The sequence below is a fragment of the Secundilactobacillus collinoides DSM 20515 = JCM 1123 genome (assembly GCF_001435975.1).
GTDB classification, from domain to species: Bacteria; Bacillota; Bacilli; order Lactobacillales; family Lactobacillaceae; genus Secundilactobacillus; species Secundilactobacillus collinoides.
Window position 1 is genome coordinate 1 of sequence record NZ_AYYR01000029.1, and the last position, 20,435, is coordinate 20,435.

Sequence of the window (20,435 nt, forward strand, 5' to 3'; positions counted from 1 at the left end):
GCTAGTCTAATTGGTCTAGTTATCAAGTGTTGCACTTCAATTTTAAATCGGGGGAATTCGTAAAGTCCATTTACAGGGGAAACCAACCTAAATTTCATCCGGAAATTCATAAATTGCCCGTGCGCCGCCAATTAGTTTAGGACGGGAAGTCAGGTAGGTCGTGTGGGCCTCGCCGATTTCTTTCACGCTGGTCTGAATCGGAATTTGAACAAATTTGACGTGCATGCCGATTTGGGTGTCGCCAATGTCCATGCCGCCGTCAGCAACGATGTGTTCCACTTCAACGGGATCCTTGAAGGTCCGGTAGGCAGCAATCTGAGCTGCGCCGCCTGCGTGCAGGGAAGGGACAACGGACACGATTTCGTATCCGCGCCGGTCAGCCACTTCACGTTCCATGAGGAGGGCACGGTTGATGTGCTGGCAGCCTTGGACGGCGAGCGCAACGTGGTGCTCAGTTAATATAGGAAGTAATGTGTCAATAATCGTGTCGCCTACATCCTGGCTGGAGGCATGCCCCATCCAAGCGCCGGCCACTTCGCTGGTACTGCAGCCGAGAACGAAAAGGCCGTTTTCCGGGAGGGTCACCTTATCGAAGTAGTCGCTGAGGGCTTGGGTTAATTGGTTTTTAATGGTATCTAGATCCATGTCTCTCTCTCCTTATGCTTGTAATCATTATGCCTACTATACATTGGGAAGCAGAAAATTACAATCAACTCAGCACGGAAAATGAAAATTAGATTAAAAGACGATACAGTGGGCGGATGTTGTCAAAGTCCGGCCATTCGACTGATTCAAAATAAAACCGATTCATTCGGCAGTGATTGCTGAGCGAACCGGTTGATGTTATTTAACCTTGTTTTGAATTTTTTCGAGTTGATTAAACTGACTCATCATCCAACTTTCGTAAGTTTTACCAGTTGGCATAGATTCAGTGACTTTTAGGATTGGAACGTTGTTCTTTTTAGCAAGGGTCATCATGTTTTTGGTGATTTGGTTGATTTCCTGGGTGTTGACGACAAAGAACTTGATTTTGTGCGCTTTGATGTCATACTGCATAGCTTTGATTTCTGAAGGGGAAGGGTCCGTGTCGTTTTCGACCGCTAGTGAATACCCGTTATCAGCAATCGTGTAACCGAGATCGTGCAGGGTGTAATCGAAAACTGGCTCGCTGACGTCGACCTTTTCACCGGTAGCGTTTTTCTTGAGCTGATTGAGTTTCTCTTTGAGCGGTTTTAGTGAGGCAATGTACTGCTTCGCATTTCGTTTAAAGTAAGCCTTATTTTGAGGCTGAAGTTTTGCATATTTTTTGACGAGATAATTTGCCAGCTTCGGCATCGTTTTTAGATTGTACCAAATGTGCTGGTTCGCATCGACTGGTTTGCCCATGACCGTTTGGCCAACATTGATCTTTGTCGTGTGGGTCGTGTCCGTTGCGATGCGCGTCATCCATGTGTCGTAGCCCAGACCGTTGTAAATAATGACATCAGCATCGCTGACGATTTTGGCTGTTTTCGTTGTGGCTTCGTATTCGTGTGGATCCATGCTGGGGGAGTTGATGATAGATTTTACTGTACCCTTGTCACCGAGGACGGCTTTGGCGGTCTCACCGTAGAAGTCTAAGGAAGTGACTACATGGATTTTGTGAGTTGCTGCAGAACGAGTTGTCGATTTGGTGTTTGTGCAACCTGTCAGTACAATTAATAGGAATAGACTTGCAAAAACGAATAAAAAACGAGTGATGTGATGTTGACGAATAGTCAAAATCAAGCCCCCAAGTTAAAAAGTAATTGTTACGCTTAGACTTTCATCTTCGCAGATTTTAACGCGAATTGCAATTGCGTTTTTATTTTCCTAGTTTAATTGCAACAAGTATATTAGAATCTTAATTGGGTGATCATTTGGTGACCAAGTCATAAAAAAACGCGTTTTGCTGATTTTGAAATGTTGATTTGATGGGATTTGTTTAGTGTATTCCCCGCATGTGCGGGGGTGATCCTCAAAAAAGGAGGTAACATTTATGAAATTTTCAGTATTCCCCGCATGTGCGGGGGTGATCCCTTTGTTGTGTTTATCCCAAGCAATTTCTTTAAGTATTCCCCGCATGTGCGGGGGTGATCCCATATGACGATTTTTGCTGGAGTTGTAACCGCAGTATTCCCCGCATGTGCGGGGGTGACCCGTCACATTCATGCTCGATAGCTGGGATATTGTGTATTCCCCGCATGTGCGGGGGTGATCCCAGTCAGGAAGACCTGAGTAATGCAATCTTGCTGTATTCCCCGCATGTGCGGGGGTGATCCCTACAACGTGTACGCCAGTGCTAAAGACGCTGGGTATTCCCCGCATGTGCGGGGGTGATCCCGGAAGCCAGTCAACGGGTTGCCTTGGGTTTTCGTATTCCCCGCATGTGCGGGGGTGATCCTGAGTTTAACAAGCATGTACAAGCGCTGGAAGAGTATTCCCCGCATGTGCGGGGGTGATCCTTCCAGCCGAAAATTCCCAATTTCTGATTTTCAGTATTCCCCGCATGTGCGGGGGTGATCCTATCTTCTCCGGCTTTGCCCGTCACAAGCTCACGTATTCCCCGCATGTGCGGGGGTGATCCTAAGCGTCCGAATATGAATCGGGGATAAAGACCGTATTCCTCGCACATGTGGAGGAGAATACCAAAGAAACGATATCATGCGTTTCGATTGAATTTTTTTGTAGACAATTTATTTTGTATCACAAAATAATAAGAAACCATGCAAAGTCTACACTTGACAATGCATGCGTTTTTTGTTTTACATACGGTGAACATGAAAAAAATTAAAAAACAAAAATAATTCTATGCATAAAAACGTTTTTAAATTAATATAAGGATAAGTGATTTTTTATATGTGTAGACAGTTGATTCTGTAGGGGGATTCACTGTCGAAAAAACGTATAAAAAATATAAAACTAGAGAGGATTGATAACGTAGATACATGTATCGGGAATAAAGGAGTGTGATAGTTCTGGTTACTTTAACGAATCAAGCGACAAGTCTTTGGGCTAAAAAACGGTCTGAGGATGGTGAGCATTACTGGTTACCACTAATTACTCATCTCAGTGATACACAGAGTACGATAAATTGGCTTTTTAATCATTGGTTTAGTCCTGGGCAAAGACAATTATTAACGCAACGGTTTTCCGAAGAGGACGCGGAAAGACTTGTTAAGTTTATTGGCTTTACGCATGACATTGGGAAAGCCACACCGGTCTTTCAAACGAAGCGGTCGTTTGACGGAGATCTTGGCCTTGACGCGGAACTTTTAGAAATGCTAATCCGCCAAGGTTTTACGGGTTTAGATGATGTGACCTTGTCAGATTCTCGTAAATCACAACATGCGCGCGCTGGTGAAGCATTATTAGATTTTCGAGGCGTTCCAGAATCAGTGACTGCAATCATTGGCGGGCACCACGGTCGCCCAGAGGATTCGCCACAGACGCAACAGATAGATACCTATACTGCCAACTATATGCAGGTAGACGTGGCCAAAAGTGAAGCTGACAAAACGATTCAGCAAAACTGGCAAAGTGTGCAGGAACAGTTATTTAAATATGGCCTGAGCAGTTCAGGTTACGATAGTGTCGATGAAATTCCTGATATTAATCAGCCTGAGGCAGTATTGCTGGAGGGACTGCTGATTATGGCTGATTGGCTGGCCTCTAGTGAGTCGTTAGACGATTCGGAAAACACACCGTTATTCCCTTTGATTGGTTTGAACCAAACGTGGTCTGACATTGATATGAGTAGCCGTTTTAGAAACGCAATTTCGGCTTGGTATCAGAGCGGAGAATGGGTACCTGCTCAGGTAGGTATTGAAGCGGATCCTTATCAAAAACGCTGGGGTTTCAATGCCCGTCCGGTTCAAAAGACCATGACTGAAGCAATTGAGAAAACAACTGACCCCGGAATGGTGATTATCGAAGCTCCGATGGGACTGGGCAAAACGGAAATCGCCTTAGTTGCAGCAGAACAGCTAGCCTATAAAACAGGTTGTGATGGTATCTTCATGGGATTACCCACACAAGCCACTAGTAATGCGATGTTTGAACGGGTAGAAGAGTGGTTAAAAAAGCTTGCTAAAACACAGAATGATAATTTTGACATTAAGTTAATGCATGGGAAAGCAGCATTTAATGAAGATTATCAGGCAATCCCGAATGCATCGAATGTTGATGATCTGGGTTCAGTGGTTGTTAATAGCTGGTTTGCTGGTAAAAAGTCGATTCTAAGCAAGTTTACGGTCGGAACCATTGATAATTTTTTGCTCTTAGGCTTGAAACAAAAACACTTGTTTTTAAAACACCTTGGGTTAAGCGACAAAGTCGTTATTCTTGATGAAGTGCATGCATATGACATTTACATGAGTCAATACCTGTATAAGGCAGTTGAATGGTTGGCCGCTTATCATGTGCCAATTGTCATTTTGTCTGCGACGCTACCTAAAAAGAAGCGTAATGCTTTGCTTGAAAAATACTACAAGGGTAAATATGGGAAACATTTCAAAAAAAACGTCGTTGCGCCAGATAACTGGCAAGATAATCAAGCTTATCCGCTTCTAAGTATTTTTGACGGTAAAGAAATTAAACAAATTACAGATTTTTCTGGTCAAAGCGATCAAAAAGCCCTCTCCCTGCAAGTCACAAGAGTTCAGGCAGATGACGAAGAGGTCATTCACTCAGTTTTGGAAAACCTTCAGGGTGGCGGGATTGCTGGCATTATTGTGAACACGGTAAAGCGGGCGCAAACACTTGCACAACTGGTTCCACAGGATGTGCCATTGATGGTTCTCCACTCTGCATTTTTAGCACCGGACCGAGTTGCAAGGGAACGAGAACTGGAGGACGCGATTGGTAAGCATGCTAAACGTCCGGACAAAATGATTGTGATCGGGACACAGGTACTGGAACAATCATTAGATATTGATTTTGACGTCATGTATACAGATATAGCGCCGATGGATCTGATTTTACAGCGTGCTGGGCGTTTGCATCGTCATGATATTGAGCGGCCGAGCAAGCTGAAAAATCCACACTTGTATGTTATGGGCATCAGTGGTTATGGCGATTATGGCGATGCCAACGAATCGATTTACGAAAAATATTTATTAATGAAAACAGATCATTATTTGGCTAAAACAATTGAATTACCGAATGATATTTCCCGCTTAGTGCAAGCAGTCTATGATTCTGAAACGGATAAACTAGTAGACGGTCTTGACAGTGCCCAAGAGAAATTTGAAACCGACTTGGAAAAAGAAGAAAAGAAGGCCAAAATTTTTCAGATTGAGGCGCCCAATTTGACGGTATCGGCATCTGATGACGACGCAACCATTCACGGTTGGTTAAGTCGCGGTCAAAGGCGCGTTGACGTAGACGAACAGAAGGCAAACGCGGCCGTGCGTGATATTCAAGAAACGTTAGAAGTTATTTTGATTAAACACACGAATAATGGCGATTTCTTGTTGACTGGTCAAAACATCAATAACGTGCCACCGGTCAAAATAGCACAACAGGTTGTGAGGTTGCCACTCGCGGTGACACCAAGCTATAGGATTGATCAAATTATTTCAGATTTGGAAACACAAACCGGTAACTATTATCCTAATTGGCAGGAGAGTCGTTGGCTGCGAGGCGCTCTTGCGCTCCCACTGAATGAAGAAAATACGGCTCAGCTCGATAATTGGCGGCTTCATTATTCGTCAAAATTTGGTCTGAGTTATGAGAAGGAGGATGAAAATGAGTAAACAATCGTTCAACTTGGTTATCGATCCATGGATTAAAGTGATTGAGAAAGACACGAATCAAGAAAAACTTGTCTCCTTGACCGAATTTTTTCAGGAGGCACAAAATTATCGCCAGCTCGCTGGGGAAATGCGGTCACAGGATTTGGCCATTCTTCGGTTCTTGCTGGCAATTTTAACGACCGTTTATTCACGATTCGATGCGAATGATGAACCGTATGAATGGCTTGATGTCGATAAGGAAGCACTGCAAGTTAGTCAATCTGTTGATGACGATGAATACGATCAAAGTGATTTACAAGAGACGTGGCATCAATTGTTTCAGGCAGGTCATTTTTCTGAAATTGTTATTCGATATTTGAATCAACACCAAAAGCAATTTGATTTATTTGGCTCACAGCCTTTTTATCAAGTAACTGCGGACCAATATGACCTATTGGTTCCGACTAAGAAAAAGGTTGCAAGCGGCTCTGGAACAGTATCAATCAAGCAAATGAATCGACTGATTTCAGAAAGTAACAACACGCCCTCGTTATTTACACCTAAATCCGAGGATGAAAAAAACAAAATTGCTTTAGATGAACTCACTCGCTGGTTGATAACGTATCAAAACTTTACTGGTGTAACGGATAAAACCAAAATTGAAACTGATGAAAAATTTTCGACACCTGCTGGCTGGTTGTACAAGCTAAACCCGGTGGCTGCAAAGGGACAGTCAGTTTTTGAAACATTAATGCTGAATCTTATTTTGTTCAATCAGGACACCAAAGACCACTATATCCAACAGAAGCCCGTCTGGGAATATGACAACATCAATGACTACGTGACTGAGCGTAAAAAAATGATCTTGCCAGATGATGTATCAAGTCTTTATACCGCATGGGCACGGCTGTTACACATTGAATGGGACGAAAATGAGCAGCCAACTATTTTCAGCGCTGGTCTGCCGATGTACAGTAGCGAAAATGCGTTTAAGGTTGAACCAATGTCAACCTGGAAGCACGATGCGCAGGGAGGTGCCGATGACCTTAAACCAGCGGTGAAAAGTACTCGGTCGCTTGGCATTGCCATGTGGCGTAATTTTGGGCAGTACATTAACGTTGAAAAAACTGATGGAAACGTGACCGGAGTGGAACCAGGATTGGTCACTTGGCTACACGCACTTAAAAACAAAGGGTTAATTGAAAAAAATCGGCATTTGAATTTAATAAGTGCTGTGCTGGTTAGTGATGGCAATGCAACGTCACAGGCACCGGTCGTTGAGGTCACCGATGATTTAACGATTAGAGCGGATGTCTTGTTTGATACCGAGGGCACGCAACGTTGGCCAATTCGTATTGAAAATATGATTGACACGACGCAACAAATTGGCAAGGATTTTTGGCAATTCGCGGCCACTATTGGGCAAATTCGCAATCTTGATGCACGATCCTTTGCGAGTCAACAAAGTGCAACCTTTTATGAGCAATTGAACACACCGTTTAAGCTTTGGCTAGCGAGTCTGTCAAACGATGATGATCGAGACGCTAAAGAATTGGCGTGGAAGCATGACCTGCGACAGATTGTTTTGGATTCGGCCGAAGCTTTTATGCAGACTAGTACATCTCGAGATATAACAGGCATTATTGTGACCACTAAAGAGAAGAGTAGAGAAATAAATATTTTTACGGCAAATAATTACCTACGGCACAACGTTCAAAAACATTTAGAGGGGTGATTTAATTTATGGCAAAAACAATAACGGGTTCTGTTGATCAAATGCTGCAACAACTTTATGATCACGGCAATCCTAATAAAGCAGTATTAGCTAGTGCGCGCCATGCGGTTTCCTTAGAAAGCCCGCAGGCCCAGGCGGTCTGGCCAATTATCATGGCGGGAATAGAAACGCCGGCGATAGTTTCAGAGACTTTTGCCCCTAAGTTGAGCAGAACTGGTGAACCAACGTACGCTGAAACTGCCGCTTTTGCAGCAATTCGACTCTACGCCATTCATCAGCAAGGGACAGAAGCTTGCGTCTATGGAAGAGCTTATGGTGATGAGGCGGAAGGCACGTTGTTTTTTAAAGCTCTAGCACAACTTCGACTCAATGAGAATATTCAAGTTGCTCTTGATCGTCGGGTCAAAGCGCTACTAGCCACAACTAACGTCACCAGTGTAATCAACTCACTGACCCATCTAGTGTCCATTCTAAAGGCCAGTCAACGAAACCAACAGATTGACTACGCGCGCCTAGCAGGCGATCTTTTTCATTTTCAATTTAGTTATGAATCGGCTAATCAAGTGCGACTTACTTGGGGTCGTCAGTATTATTCAAATGTAGAGTCTTCACAAACTAAAGGAGAGAAAAACTAATGACAACCAAAAATTTATATCTTGATGTTCATGTGATTCAAACCGTCCCATCATCCAACATTAATCGTGACGATACAGGTGCCCCAAAGACAGCGCTTTATGGTGGCGTGACGCGTGCTCGGGTTTCCTCACAAAGTTGGAAACGTGCGGTTCGACAAGGTTTTAAAGAAGAAAATGTTTCTGCCGGAATTCGTACTAAAGAAGCCGCTAAATTATTGAAAGATGAATTGATTAAACTAGATTCAAGTTTAAGTGATGAGGATGCCACTGAAAAAACCGCTGACCTTTTCAAGACGGCTGGCGTTAAATTAGATAAAAAAACGAACTCAACAGGTGCACTTTTACTTGTTAGTCATGGCCAAATCGAAAAATTAGCACAGTATGCGCTGAATAACGATACTTTTGATAAAAAAGCGCTTAAGAATGTGTTAAACGGCGATCAATCTTTAGATCTCGCCTTATTTGGGCGGATGGTAGCCGATAATCCGGAACTAAATGTAGATGCATCTGCTCAGGTTGCGCATGCACTTTCAACACATGAGATCGTCCCGGAGTATGATTACTTCACGGCCTTGGATGATCTTCAACCAGAGGATAACGCTGGTGCAGCCATGCTCGGAAGCTTGGAATTCAATTCCTCTACACTTTATCGTTACGCAAACATAAATATTAACGAATTGGCCTACAACCTGGACCAAGACAGTGCAATCACTGGTGCAGTGTCGTTTGTGAAAGAATTTTTATTAACAATGCCGACTGGTAAGCAAAATACGTTTGCTAACAAAACGCTTCCAAGCTATGTCATGGTTAATTTGCGGACGGATACACCAGTGAACCTTGTTTCGGCTTTTGAAGAACCAGTTAAGTCAAAAGATGGTTATGTTAAAAAATCAATTCAAAAATTTGAAAAAGAGTTTGAAACCAGCCAGGATTTTGTCGATACACCAAAATTAAGTGTGGTCTTAAGTAAATTTGATACCAACGATGGTGACAAAGTCGCTAATGTCACTGAGCTTTTGCAAAGCGTCACCGATGGGTTAAAAAAGGCGGTGCAGGATGAAAACACTAACGATTAATTTCAACTCACCGTTACAATCATACGGAAATGAGGCCTCGTTTTCCCGCCGAACCTCGAGTGATTATCCTTCCAAGAGTGCGGTTATCGGAATGCTCGCTGCTGCCATGGGATACCGACGCGATGACAACCGGATCACAGCGTTGAACGATCTTAAATTTGCCGTACGAGTTGACCAGCCAGGACGAACATTGACCGATTACCAAACAGTTGAATGGAAAAAAGGAACCCGAAAAATCACTTATCGAGACTATTTACAGGATGCCGTCTTTGTCGCAGCTGTGGGCAGTGATGATTCACAATTGATCGACGAACTTGCGGATGCATTAAGACACCCAAAATTCCAATTGTTTTTGGGTCGCCGTGCAAATGTTCCTGCGGGTCCGTTGAAATTACACACCGTTGCTGATGAAAATCCAGTACAGGCCTTAAGTAATCTTGAGTGGCAGGCATCAACATGGTTTCAACGTCAAAAAAAAGAATCTGTTGTTAGTGTCGATTTGATTGCAGATGCCGATCTTTTACCGAAGTCTCTTCACACTAGCGGATTAGCGAAGGACAACGTGATTTCCTTTGATCAGCGTCACCGACAATTAAGTTTTCGAGCAATTGCCAGTCAAAGAATTCAGTTGACGAATCAGAGCTTTGAAAAAACGACAGCTGACACGGATCATGACGTCTTTAATATTATCTAGAAAGGAGGACCCTATGTTTTTATCGAGAGTTGAAAGGGCGAATAATAATCGTCAACAAATTAAGAGCTTAACTCACTTAGGTGCCTATCATGACTGGGTTGAACAGAGTTTCCCTGAAGAGATGAAACAGGGAGAGCGACTACGACATTTATGGCGACTAGACCAAATCGCTGGTCGTGAATATTTGTTGATATTAAGTCAAAACAAACCGGATCTGCAGGCACTGTCCCGGTATGGTGTTCCTGGTACCGAAATGACGAAGAATTATGATCAGTTTTTGAATCAGTTACAACCAGATGACCAGATGAATTGATGCGATTTAGACTTACTGCAAATCCAAGCTATGCAGTGAGTCATACGGGGGAAAAGCGAGGGCGCGTTTACCCGCACGTCACAGTAGAACAACAGCGGAAATGGTTAATACAACGAGCTGACAAGGCTGGGTTTAAACTCGTTAGTCAAGAATTATCTGACGCAACAGATCAGGATGATCTAGCGTTTGATATTGTAAACCGTGAGCATCCAGTGTTGCATCGTAAATCTGGGCGGGGTGTCCGGCTAAGTCGGGTGACCTTTGAAGGACTGTTACAAATTCAGGATTTGACAGTGTTTAAGCAGACCCTGATCAATGGGTTAGGACGAGAAAAAGCGTTTGGGATGGGATTAATGACGGTTATCCCTGAGAGGTGATAAAATGTCAAAAAAATTTGGCGCCAAGAAAGCAGAACTTTCTGAATTAGGCCGCGAACGTGACCGGGTAACATTTCTCTACCTTGAGCATGCCAAATTAAATCGCCAGGATAGCGCAATATTAGTTTCAGACAGCCGGGGCATGGTTTTTGTCCCGGCTGCTGTTGTCAGTGTCTTATTGCTTGGACCAGGTGTGGATGTGACACATCGCGCGATGGAGCTGATTGGTGCTTCCGGTATGGGATGTGTTTGGACAGGCGAACAAGGCGTGCGCCAATATGCATACGGACGGCCACTGAATCATTCATCATCGTTACTTGTGGCTCAGGCGAGACTTGTTTCTAATTCAAAAACACGGATTGAAGTTGCACGTAAAATGTATCAAATGCGTTTTGGTGATGTTGATGTGTCAAAACTGAGTATGCAAGAACTCCGGGGAAAGGAGGGTGCCAGAGTTCGACGCGTTTATCGTGATCAAGCCGAGAAAACAAAAGTTGCTTGGTCGCGTCGGGAATATAATCCCGATGATTTTGATTCGGGAACGCCAATTAATAAAGCGCTCACGGCTGCTCATCAAGCACTTTATGGGTTGAGTTATAGTGTGATATCAGCTTTGGGAGCATCTGCGGGATTGGGATTCGTTCACACGGGCCATGACCTTTCATTTGTTTACGATTTTGCTGATCTCTATAAGGCGGAGTACTCTATTCCCATTGCATTTAAAACCACCGCAAAATTTGGAGCAGATAAAGATATTGCGTCGAAAACGAGACTAGCCATGCGTGATACTTTCAAGGAAAGCAAGTTGCTGGTTAGGATGGTAGCGGATTTAAAATCTTTATTAGGTGAAACTGATGTTAAAGAAGATGTTGATGTGCTGAATTTGTGGGATGACAAGCTTGGACTGCAAAAAATGGGTGTCCAATATCAAGAAATGAGGGCGGACGCGCCGATATGATTGTAATTACTTTGACGAAAGTGCCTAATTCACTTCGAGGCGATCTGACAAAGTGGTATCAGGAAATTCAAACCGGTGTTTATGTTGGCAATGTAACTGCTAAAATCAGGGATGAATTATGGAACCGCATTATGAGAGATATCGGTAACGGACAGGCAACTATGGTTTACAATATCAACAACGAACTGGGGTACACTTTTAAAACAACTCGACCCGATAGAGAAGTGGTGGATTATGATGGCATTCCCTTGATGATGCATTTGGTTTCTGCAGATAAGCCAATTAAGCACGGTTTCAGCAATGCTGCTAAATTTCATAAAGCAAAGGTAATGTCGAAACGGGTCGAAAGTAAAAGTGGTGAGGGACAAGAGATTAGCATCCAGTCAAAACCGTTCGTTTCAATTGATATTGAAACAACAGGCCTAGATGTTGCTACAGATAACATAATAGCGATTGGTGCTGTCAAATCGTCCGGTATTGCTGTTGAAAAATTTTATCAACTGATTAACATCAATCAAAAAATTCCGGCAGCCATAACAAAGTTAACGACTTTAACGTCAGAACAATTGATTTCTGAGGGTATACCTTTAGAAGATGCCCTAAGTGGACTTCAAAAATTTATTGGTGACTCACCTCTGATTGGATACAACGTTCATTTTGACGAAAGTTTCTTAACGGCAAGCTTTCGAAAAACTAGGTTGTCAATTTTGGCCAATCATTTTTATGATTTGATGCCCGTTGTGAAAAAGAATAACCAATTTTTAGATAATTACCGGTTAAAAACAGTGTTGGAAACATATAAAATTAAAAATGAACATCCACATAATGCATTGGCGGATGCTCAAGCAACTTATGAGTTAGCAGAGCAACTCATAAAAAAACGGGTTTTGCGATTTTAAGAATGCTGCTATAGTGGGATTTGTTTAGTGTATTCCCCGCACATGCGGGGGTGATCCCTGCTGATTGCCAGCACGGGGATGTGATGACGGGTATTCCCCGCACATGCGGGGGTGATCCCTCACCAGCTGTCAATTTGAGTTTCCGTGTGACGTATTCCCCGCACATGCGGGGGTGATCCCTGCCAGCGACCGTTGCAGAAACGTGATGAGGTGTATTCCCCGCACATGCGGGGGTGATCCTTTCATTTGGCGTTGCAGTGGTTGTCGCGGGGCGTATTCCCCGCACATGCGGGGGTGATCCATCAGAAAGCCGGTGCCGATGGTGACTAAGAGAGTATTCCCCGCACATGCGGGGGTGATCCTATATAAAGTGTCGAAAGGGACAAGGAAACAAAGTATTTCCCGCACATGCGGGGGTGATCCTCTAACCGCTTAAAACTGTGTCTACCCATTTTGGTATTCCCCGCACATGCGGGGGTGATCCTATGCACGACACACGCACACGTATTTCAACGTTGTATTCCCCGCACATGCGGGGGTGATCCCTGAGCAACATTCATTTCGTCCCGATACAGGGCGTATTCCCCGCACATGCGGGGGTGATCCTCGATCAAGGACGATGTCTTTACTATGCCAGTGGTATTCCCCGCACATGCGGGGGTGATCCTGCAATAACGGCATGCCTGAAATCACGTACATGGTATTCCCCGCACATGCGGGGGTGATCCCATTTCGACCGATATTGCCTGTGTCACCATCGAGTATTCCCCGCACATGCGGGGGTGATCCTGCCTTGCGTATACAAAGTCGCGTTTGAGAAATGTATTCCCCGCACATGCGGGGGTGATCCTACACCTATCTTGATGCTGTGGAAGCTGACTTTGTATTCCCCGCACATGCGGGGGTGATCCCATCGCCGATAGTGGTAGTGTCATTGTCTTTAGGTATTCCCCGCACATGCGGGGGTGATCCTTAACAATCGAACCACCATTGACTGATAAGCCTGTATTCCCCGCACATGCGGGGGTGATCCCCGACGTATCACGAGCTCGTGGTGGCGTCTCGTGTATTCCCCGCACATGCGGGGGTGATCCTTACGACCGGCGAGATTATGAACCGCCTCACGAGTATTCCCCGCACATGCGGGGGTGATCCCCGCGTTCAACAGAACTGGTCGTGACAGTCGTTGTATTCCCCGCACATGCGGGGGTGATCCCAGTACGGCATGGACGGTATGCTCAACCTCGATGTATTCCCCGCACATGCGGGGGTGATCCTGATTGAGTGACCTTGGTCGACTTAGTGACAGGGTATTCCCCGCACATGCGGGGGTGATCCCATGCAGCAGAATGCGTCTCACATTACCCCTATAGTATTCTCCCGCACATGCGGGGTATGGGTGGCAAGGTTAAGCTTGATAGTCATCCGAGTGTTTTCTGTTATGTTCGGTGTTGTTGCTGATGTAGTATTCATTAATACCTACAGTGGTTAAAAGAGTGAGATGGTTGTGAAAAAATCTGACCTTTATTTAATGCTCTAAGTAACTGTTAGTATCGATAAGAGATAAAAGTTCATTATATTGAAATATTTAAATCGTTTCCGGATTTTTTACCATCAAAATAGAGACGAATCAATACGTACTAGTATGATTGAGGCATCTTATAACAATTGGTCATAGATTAATATTAACTTTTATATATAAATTAATTCTAATAGATGATAAGCTAATATATAAGAAATAAAACCCACAAAAATAATTGAGATGACAAACATTGACACCAAATAAAGAATTTGAGTATACAAAATTAAAGTTAGGAAAATACGGAATGCCAACTTGGGATGGTTTAATTGGCGTAACGATTGAATTAGCGCTAACACAGAAAGAATGGAAATCAAAGGAACTTCAAGTAGTTGTTTCAGATTATTTGAACTTGCCAGATAGACTGCGAAACCTTAAGTCTGAAAAATATCCCGATGATTCAGTGATTGAAGGTAGAGTGAGCTGGGCATTATCAGACAGTGCAATTGCTGGACTCTTCATTCGTCCAAAGCGAGGTATCTACCAGGTTACCGAGTTGGGAAAACAATTATTTAATCAATACGGATATCAGTTGGACGCAAAAATTATTCATAGTCAGCCGAATTATCAAGCTCATTTGAAAGAGATGAAAAAACGTAAATCGACCGGAAATAATAATGTCGCACCAAATGAGAAGCAGCCGGGACAACCTCTTTCCTCAACCGCAAATGCTATCAATGAAGTTGAAAAAACAATCTTTGACCATAATCAAAAAATTGCGGATGAATTACTCACTCGCATAAGAGAAGCTGATCCCAAGTTTTTCGAGCACTTGGTGGTTAATCTCCTTGTTAAAATGGGTTATAAAGGTGTGAATGGCACTTCAATCGTTACTCCAAGCACTCATGATGGGGGTATAGACGGTGTTATTAATCAAGATGCACTTGGGACAAGCACCGTGTACATTCAGGCTAAGCGTTATCAGGCTGCCAATATTGTTCAACGTCCTGCCATTGATGCTTTTTATGGTGCGTTATCTCGTGAACACGCTGATCGTGGTGTTTTTATTACAACTTCAAGTTTTTCAGAACAGGCCAAAGTCACTGCGAAATCTTTTTCAATTGTGCTAATTGATGGTTTGGAATTGACTGATTTAATGTTGCAATTTCAAGTCGGTGTTCAAGTTAAAAGACACTACGATTTGTTTACAATTGATGAGGACTATTTTGAAATTGAATAATATTTTGGCTTTAAAGTGGACGATAAATTCTATTAGCAAATAATCCTATGCATGACGCATCTCAAGTACTTGGCAAACAGTCTCCCATCCAGTATCTTAGCTATTTCAGAGGAGAAAAAATTATGCAATTATGGGGATAACTAATAGCAGAATGTGAAAAGCTATCAATGCCGCAACGAATTCTAGCGTAGGCCACCTCGTTATTCGTGAAACAGTCTCACGATGAAAAACCGGTACAACCTGTCCAGACCTAAAATATTCAAAACACTTTAAAATGAGATTTGGTTGTTATAAAATGAAAATATGATCTGGCATTCATCTAAAGTTTTAGTTGGGTGTTAGTATCGATGAGGTTAAATTGATTATATTAAGGCCGGCTGTATTTGTTAAGAATACGACCGGTTTTTCCGTGTAACACATTCTCCGTATCACTCTAGTTGGTTGGTCAACTATCGCAAATCCCGTACCGTAGTTACTGCAGAATGGAAGAAATCATGCAATTAGAGGAACAACTAAAAACGCAACGCGAAAGGCTCCAAATGACGCAACGGGATTTAGCGGAAAAGCACCACGTCACCCGCGAAACGGTTTCACGCTAACGTAATAGGATAGGACTAGATACGCTGTTCGACATCAGCGTCATCCTGTCTATCTCACTAGACAATCTACTAAAGGGCAATGACGCCAAGCCGGTCACGCAAATCAGCAATGTTCCAAAACTGATTCGAGCACGGATGAGCGATTACATTACCTATCGACAAGCATAATGTCTGACTGAAATCATCTTGGCATCCATTTTAATCGCCAAACAAAAAACGGCAGGTCCCGCAAACAGGGGCCTGTCGTTTTTCGTAGTTATCTTACAAAGGCAAATCCATTACTCGGGCTCAGCTATAAACCCCAATAATCTAATCTAAAATGTGTAACCCGGTTGCTTTGATGTCGGCCTCGAAGCCCTTCACCGTGTTCATTGTGACTTCGTCGCCAGTCTGGCCAAAATGTGAAACAAGCTTGGCGATGATTGCCGGCGGAACCGTAATGATGTCCACGCCTGCTTCCTGGGCTTGATAGATGTTGTTGATCTCCCGGGTACTTGCCCACAAGAGTTCAACTTCATCGCGTTTGGCGGTCAGGGCAGCACTCTCGGCTACAAATGGCCGCGGGTCGGCGCCAGTGTCCGCAACCCGGCCAACAAAGATCGACACGATGCTTTGGGTGCCGGGTTCGATGGCTGCCAGACTTTCTGCTACTTGGTCAGTGGTGGCGATGGCGGTCACGTTGACCTGTACGCCGGCAGCGGTCAGGTTGTGGATCAGTTCAGCAGTGGACTGACCGTCTGTGGTGCGAATCGGCACCTTTACGTAGACGTTTTTGCCTAAATCGTGTAACAAATGGGCCTCTTTTTCCATGGTTGGGAAGTCGTTACTGAAGACTTCGAAGGAAATCGGTTCATCTGGGAACGTCGCAACAGTTTTCTTTGCGAATTCCAGGTAGTTGGTGACACCAGCCTTTTTAAGCAGGCTAGGGTTCGTGGTGAAGCCGGTGACAAAGTCGTTTTTGTTGATGGCCTGCATGTCGCCCAAATCAGCACCATCGGAATAGATTTTAATTTTGAATGTAGGTGTAGCCACAATTATTGCCCCTCTCTAACTGACTGTTTTTCGGAAACGAGACTCAGGAACGCGTCAGCAGTATTTTCGGGTGTGATACCGAAGCTGTCGATGATGGTTTGCGGATTGCCGGACTCGCCAAAGCGGTTGTTGATGCCCAGAGCGATTCCGCTTAACCCAACGTAGTGTTCCCAGCCCATGGTCGTGCCTAACTCAATGGAGACCCGTTTTGTGACGGCTGACGGCAGGACAGATTCCTTGTATTCAGCTGACTGGGCGTCGAAGAGTTCAAAGGATGGCATCGAAACCACCGAGACATCGTGACCCTGTTCGCGCAGCTGTGTTTGAGCAGCAATCGCCACGTGAACTTCAGAACCAGTGGCAATCAAGATACCTTCTGGAACGTCACCCTTGGCAGGAGAGAGCACATAACCGCCGTGCTTAACCCCTTCATCGGCTAACGTTTCTGTCAGTGGCAGGGTCGGTAAGTCCTGACGAGAAAGCACCAGAATAGTTGGCGTGTTCGAGGCAGCTAAGGCAACCCGCCATGCCGCCGTTGTTTCGTTGGTGTCGGCTGGCCGGATGACGTTTACGTTCGGCATTGCCCGGAAACTCATCAGATGTTCGATAGGTTCGTGGGTCGGGCCGTCTTCGCCAACAGCAACGGAGTCGTGGGTGAAGATGTAGGTGGCTGGAATCTGTTGGATGGCAGCTAATCGAATGGCGGCTCTCATGTAGTCTGAAAAGACGAAGAACGTGCTGGCAAAAGCGTGGATCCCGCCATGCAGAATCATGCCGTTAACAGCGGTTGCTTCACCGAATTCGCGGACACCAAACCAGATGTTTTGCCCGGCTGGGGCGTTGGCCTCGTATGCCGTTGCCGTTTTAATATTCGTTTTATTTGAGGCAAATAAGTCAGCGGAACCACCCCAGAAGCTTGGCAGTTGCTGAGAGATGGCGCCGATGATCCGTTGGCTGGTGTTCCGCCCGGATTCCTTTTCGCCAACGTGACTCACAGGCAAATCCAGATCGAAGTGAACTGGTTTGAACCCGTTCAAGAACCGCTCAGCCAGCTCAGGGAACTGCCGGGTGTATTCGTCAAACAGATTGGTCCAGTCGGCTTCGGCATCGATGCCGCGGTTCTTGACGTTTGATTTGAAGTTGTCGGTCACGTCTTCGGGTACTTCAAATGGGGCGTAATGCCAACCCAGTGCTTCGCGAGTAGCCGCCATGTTGGCTTCGCCCAGCGGCTTGCCATGCACGGTGTTCGTACCTGCGACCGGGGAGCCGAAGCCGATGATCGTTTTAACATCGATCAGGGTCGGTTGGTTCGGGTTAGCCTTGGCCGTTTCAATCGCAGCGTTGATTTCAGCCACATTGTTGCCATCGGCCACGTGGAGCACTTGCCAGTCGTAAGCTTCAAAACGTTCGGCGACGTTTTCGGTGAACGCCATACTAGTTGGGCCATCGAGAGAAATGTTGTTGTCATCATAGAACACGATGAGTTTGCCGAGTTTCAAATGGCCCGCTAAACTTGCGGATTCGTGTGAGACGCCTTCCATCAGGTCGCCGTCGCCAGAAATGACGTAAGTGTAGTGGTCCATAATGTTGAAGCCCGGTTGGTTGTACTGGGCAGCCAGATGGTTTTCAGCCATCGCCATCCCAACCGCCATCCCAAGGCCTTGACCAAGTGGGCCAGTGGTTGCTTCAACACCATCGACGATCCCGTATTCGGGGTGACCTGGTGTCTTGGATTGGAACTGCCGGAACTGTTTGAGGTCTTCAATAGAAAGATTGAAGCCAGACAGGTGCAGCAGGCTGTACAGCAATGCAGAACCGTGGCCGGCAGAAAGTACAAACCGGTCTCGGTTGACCCACTTTTGATCAGTGGGGTTAATGTTTAAATGTTTTGTCCATAATGTGTAAGCCATCGGGGCAACTCCTAATGGGAGACCCGGGTGACCTGAATTGGCCTTTTCAATCATATCAACGCTCAAAAAACGTAAGGCATTGATTGATCTTTGGTCTAGGCTGTTGTTTTGCATGTAATCACGCTCCTATGTCCAGAAAATATACGGTATTTTGAGCAGACTGTCAACTCTCGAACTCTAAATGGTATACCTGAAAATTTTGACGTTTTCAGTTGTCCAAATCGGTTATTGCGAGTTATGAAAACAACGCATAAAAGGGAATGAAGCGCTGTCTTCAAAAACAAGTCTGGTATTCTTCTGAAAGGCATAGGTAATGCGTCGAAAGACTGAAACAAATTTCATTTCTGATTTATTTTTAAATCAACAATGATGGGAAAATTCATTGTAATTATCAAGCAAACTTGTTATGAAAGCTGATAACACACGGGAAGTGGGAATACTTCTCTGGGAATGTTGATGACTGTTTTCAGCAATTTTCATAAGCATTACAAGATATTAAAACAATTTAATGAAATTATTTGTAAAGTTTAATTGTACTATACGCGATTTGCCTGAAAAAAGCGAGGAACTGGGTCAAAAAAATTAGAGAAGTTTCGAATACGCTTAGAAACGCTGTGAAGTTTATGGTCAGTTGTATAACTAGTCCGGATTTTTGAACAGATGGTCCGCATATTTTTAAATGGTCTACCTCATTATTTGAGCTAAACTATGAATTGAATGTCATGCGATACTTATTAAAAAAGAGCGGAATATTTCTGCTTAAACCGGTTAAATTCGGTTAAATGGCAGTGATGAAGCTTAAAAAAAAAACTCACAATAGCATTTTTATATCGTAAACGAGTATTTTGTTGCCCTGAAACCGCTTTTATTATGCTAAAATGGTCACAGCTTATGTTGGGTCAATACTAATTGAAAAGTGGGTGTTCGTGATGAACGGGTTTATTGGTGAATTTTTCGGCACGATGATTTTGATTCTGTTAGGTGCCGGAACTGGAGCGGGGATCAATTTGAATAAGACGTACGCGAAAGGATCGGGCTGGCTCTTTGTCAGTCTTTCCTGGGGCATGGCCGTGACGATGGGCGTCTATGTTGCTGGCGTTTTGGGCTCGCAGGGTCATTTAAATCCTGCAGTTACAATTCCCTACGCCATTTTCGGGCTGCTACCGTGGCATGACGTGGTACCGTATTTATTAGGCCAATTTTTGGGTGCTTTTGTCGGCGCAGCGTTAGTCATCATTCAATTTCGGCCACATTTTAAGGCGAGTCCGGATGAGGCTGCCGGAAATTCAGTCGGTATTTTTGCCACACGGCCAGCCATTAATTCGCCGTTGTTTAACCTGATTTCTGAAATTATTGCCACCTTTGCGTTTGTCTTTATTCTATTAAATCTAGGGAATTTTACTCAGGGACTGAAACCGTTCATTGTTGGATTGCTGATTATGGTCGTTGGTACCGGCCTTGGGACCACCACCGGGTTCGCATTGAACCCTGCTCGTGACTGGGGTCCCCGACTGGCCTACACGATTTTACCAGTGCCGCATAAGGGCAGTGGTGAATGGGGTTATGCCTGGGTACCGATGTGCGGACCGCTGATTGGCGGGTTTATTGCCACTGGTTTGGAAACCCTGCTTAAGTAACTTTACGGCAGTATAATGAGAGTGACTCTAAATTTCACCGGCGTTGCCGGTTTGAAAA

General features: G+C 44.5%; 13 protein-coding genes, 1 pseudogene and 2 CRISPR repeat arrays. Of the genes and pseudogenes, 10 read left to right on the top strand and 4 right to left on the bottom strand.

Features of this window, described 5'->3' with window-relative positions; translation table 11 throughout:
- Positions 1–87 precede the first annotated feature (87 nt).
- Together FC82_RS05925 and FC82_RS05930 are read right to left on the bottom strand one after the other, a co-directional pair.
- Positions 88–645, bottom strand: a complete 558-nt coding sequence (locus FC82_RS05925; protein WP_054759553.1) for a TIGR01440 family protein — start codon at positions 643–645, stop codon at positions 88–90.
- Positions 646–843: 198 nt separating this feature from the next.
- A complete protein-coding gene (locus tag FC82_RS05930; protein WP_065101435.1) occupies positions 844–1,761 on the bottom strand; it encodes a metal ABC transporter solute-binding protein, Zn/Mn family in 918 nt (305 codons plus the stop codon).
- A 207-nt stretch (positions 1,762–1,968) separates the two neighbouring features.
- A CRISPR array of direct repeats spans positions 1,969–2,605; the repeat unit is 28 nt; unit sequence GTATTCCCCGCATGTGCGGGGGTGATCC.
- A 391-nt stretch (positions 2,606–2,996) separates the two neighbouring features.
- Between FC82_RS05930 and FC82_RS05935 the strand changes: the two genes are divergently transcribed.
- From FC82_RS05935 to FC82_RS05975, 9 genes and pseudogenes are all read left to right on the top strand, one after another.
- The gene (locus FC82_RS05935) at positions 2,997–5,774 is read left to right on the top strand and encodes a CRISPR-associated helicase/endonuclease Cas3 (protein WP_056996514.1); all 2,778 of its coding nucleotides are present in this window, start codon (positions 2,997–2,999) and stop codon (positions 5,772–5,774) included.
- The gene (locus tag FC82_RS05940) at positions 5,767–7,488 is read left to right on the top strand and encodes a type I-E CRISPR-associated protein Cse1/CasA (RefSeq protein WP_056996471.1); all 1,722 of its coding nucleotides are present in this window, start codon (positions 5,767–5,769) and stop codon (positions 7,486–7,488) included. Before FC82_RS05935 ends, FC82_RS05940 begins: the two co-directional genes overlap by 8 nt.
- Positions 7,489–7,496: 8 nt before the next feature.
- Positions 7,497–8,123 carry a type I-E CRISPR-associated protein Cse2/CasB gene (gene casB, locus FC82_RS05945; RefSeq protein ID WP_056996472.1) on the top strand — a complete coding sequence of 209 codons (627 nt, stop codon included), beginning with the start codon at positions 7,497–7,499 and terminating at the stop codon, positions 8,121–8,123.
- On the top strand, positions 8,123–9,199 hold the full coding sequence (cas7e, locus tag FC82_RS05950) for a type I-E CRISPR-associated protein Cas7/Cse4/CasC (protein ID WP_056996473.1): 1,077 nt from the start codon (positions 8,123–8,125) through the stop codon (positions 9,197–9,199). The genes casB and cas7e overlap by 1 nt, the downstream gene beginning before the upstream one ends.
- Entirely contained in the window at positions 9,180–9,893 is a 714-nt protein-coding gene (cas5e, locus tag FC82_RS05955) for a type I-E CRISPR-associated protein Cas5/CasD (protein WP_056996474.1), read from the top strand. Before cas7e ends, cas5e begins: the two co-directional genes overlap by 20 nt.
- 13 nt (positions 9,894–9,906) lie before the next feature.
- Positions 9,907–10,583: pseudogene (gene cas6e, locus FC82_RS17465) on the top strand (type I-E CRISPR-associated protein Cas6/Cse3/CasE).
- A gap of 4 nt (positions 10,584–10,587) precedes the next feature.
- Positions 10,588–11,541: a type I-E CRISPR-associated endonuclease Cas1e gene (gene cas1e, locus FC82_RS05965; protein WP_056996475.1), complete on the top strand. Its 954-nt coding sequence runs from the start codon at positions 10,588–10,590 to the stop codon at positions 11,539–11,541.
- The gene (gene cas2e, locus FC82_RS05970; protein ID WP_054759557.1) at positions 11,538–12,440 is read left to right on the top strand and encodes a type I-E CRISPR-associated endoribonuclease Cas2e; all 903 of its coding nucleotides are present in this window, start codon (positions 11,538–11,540) and stop codon (positions 12,438–12,440) included. Before cas1e ends, cas2e begins: the two co-directional genes overlap by 4 nt.
- A 29-nt stretch (positions 12,441–12,469) precedes the next feature.
- A CRISPR array of direct repeats spans positions 12,470–13,778; the repeat unit is 28 nt; unit sequence GTATTCCCCGCACATGCGGGGGTGATCC.
- A gap of 434 nt (positions 13,779–14,212) precedes the next feature.
- A complete protein-coding gene (locus FC82_RS05975) occupies positions 14,213–15,199 on the top strand; it encodes a restriction endonuclease (protein WP_235809187.1) in 987 nt (328 codons plus the stop codon).
- A 908-nt stretch (positions 15,200–16,107) separates the two neighbouring features.
- On the opposite strand, the gene FC82_RS05980 is transcribed toward FC82_RS05975, so the two are convergent.
- Both FC82_RS05980 and tkt read right to left on the bottom strand, forming a co-directional pair.
- A complete protein-coding gene (locus tag FC82_RS05980; protein ID WP_191982795.1) occupies positions 16,108–16,833 on the bottom strand; it encodes a transaldolase family protein in 726 nt (241 codons plus the stop codon).
- Complete coding sequence (tkt, locus tag FC82_RS05985; protein WP_056996477.1) at positions 16,833–18,854, bottom strand: transketolase; 2,022 nt, start codon at positions 18,852–18,854, stop codon at positions 16,833–16,835. The genes FC82_RS05980 and tkt overlap by 1 nt, the downstream gene beginning before the upstream one ends.
- 815 nt (positions 18,855–19,669) lie before the next feature.
- On the opposite strand from tkt, the gene FC82_RS05990 reads away from it, so the two are divergent.
- Positions 19,670–20,377, top strand: coding sequence for an MIP/aquaporin family protein (locus FC82_RS05990; RefSeq protein ID WP_054759559.1), 708 nt, complete (start codon positions 19,670–19,672; stop codon positions 20,375–20,377).
- Positions 20,378–20,435: the final 58 nt, after the last annotated feature.

Coding starts and splice junctions, on each gene's coding strand:
- tkt (WP_056996477.1), bottom strand. CDS start 18,854: ATGCAAAACAACAGCCTAGACCAAAGATCAATCAATGCCTTACGTTTT.
- FC82_RS05925 (WP_054759553.1), bottom strand. CDS start 645: ATGGATCTAGATACCATTAAAAACCAATTAACCCAAGCCCTCAGCGAC.
- casB (WP_056996472.1), top strand. CDS start 7,497: ATGGCAAAAACAATAACGGGTTCTGTTGATCAAATGCTGCAACAACTT.
- cas5e (WP_056996474.1), top strand. CDS start 9,180: ATGAAAACACTAACGATTAATTTCAACTCACCGTTACAATCATACGGA.
- FC82_RS05940 (WP_056996471.1), top strand. CDS start 5,767: ATGAGTAAACAATCGTTCAACTTGGTTATCGATCCATGGATTAAAGTG.
- cas2e (WP_054759557.1), top strand. CDS start 11,538: ATGATTGTAATTACTTTGACGAAAGTGCCTAATTCACTTCGAGGCGAT.
- cas7e (WP_056996473.1), top strand. CDS start 8,123: ATGACAACCAAAAATTTATATCTTGATGTTCATGTGATTCAAACCGTC.
- FC82_RS05990 (WP_054759559.1), top strand. CDS start 19,670: ATGAACGGGTTTATTGGTGAATTTTTCGGCACGATGATTTTGATTCTG.
- cas1e (WP_056996475.1), top strand. CDS start 10,588: ATGTCAAAAAAATTTGGCGCCAAGAAAGCAGAACTTTCTGAATTAGGC.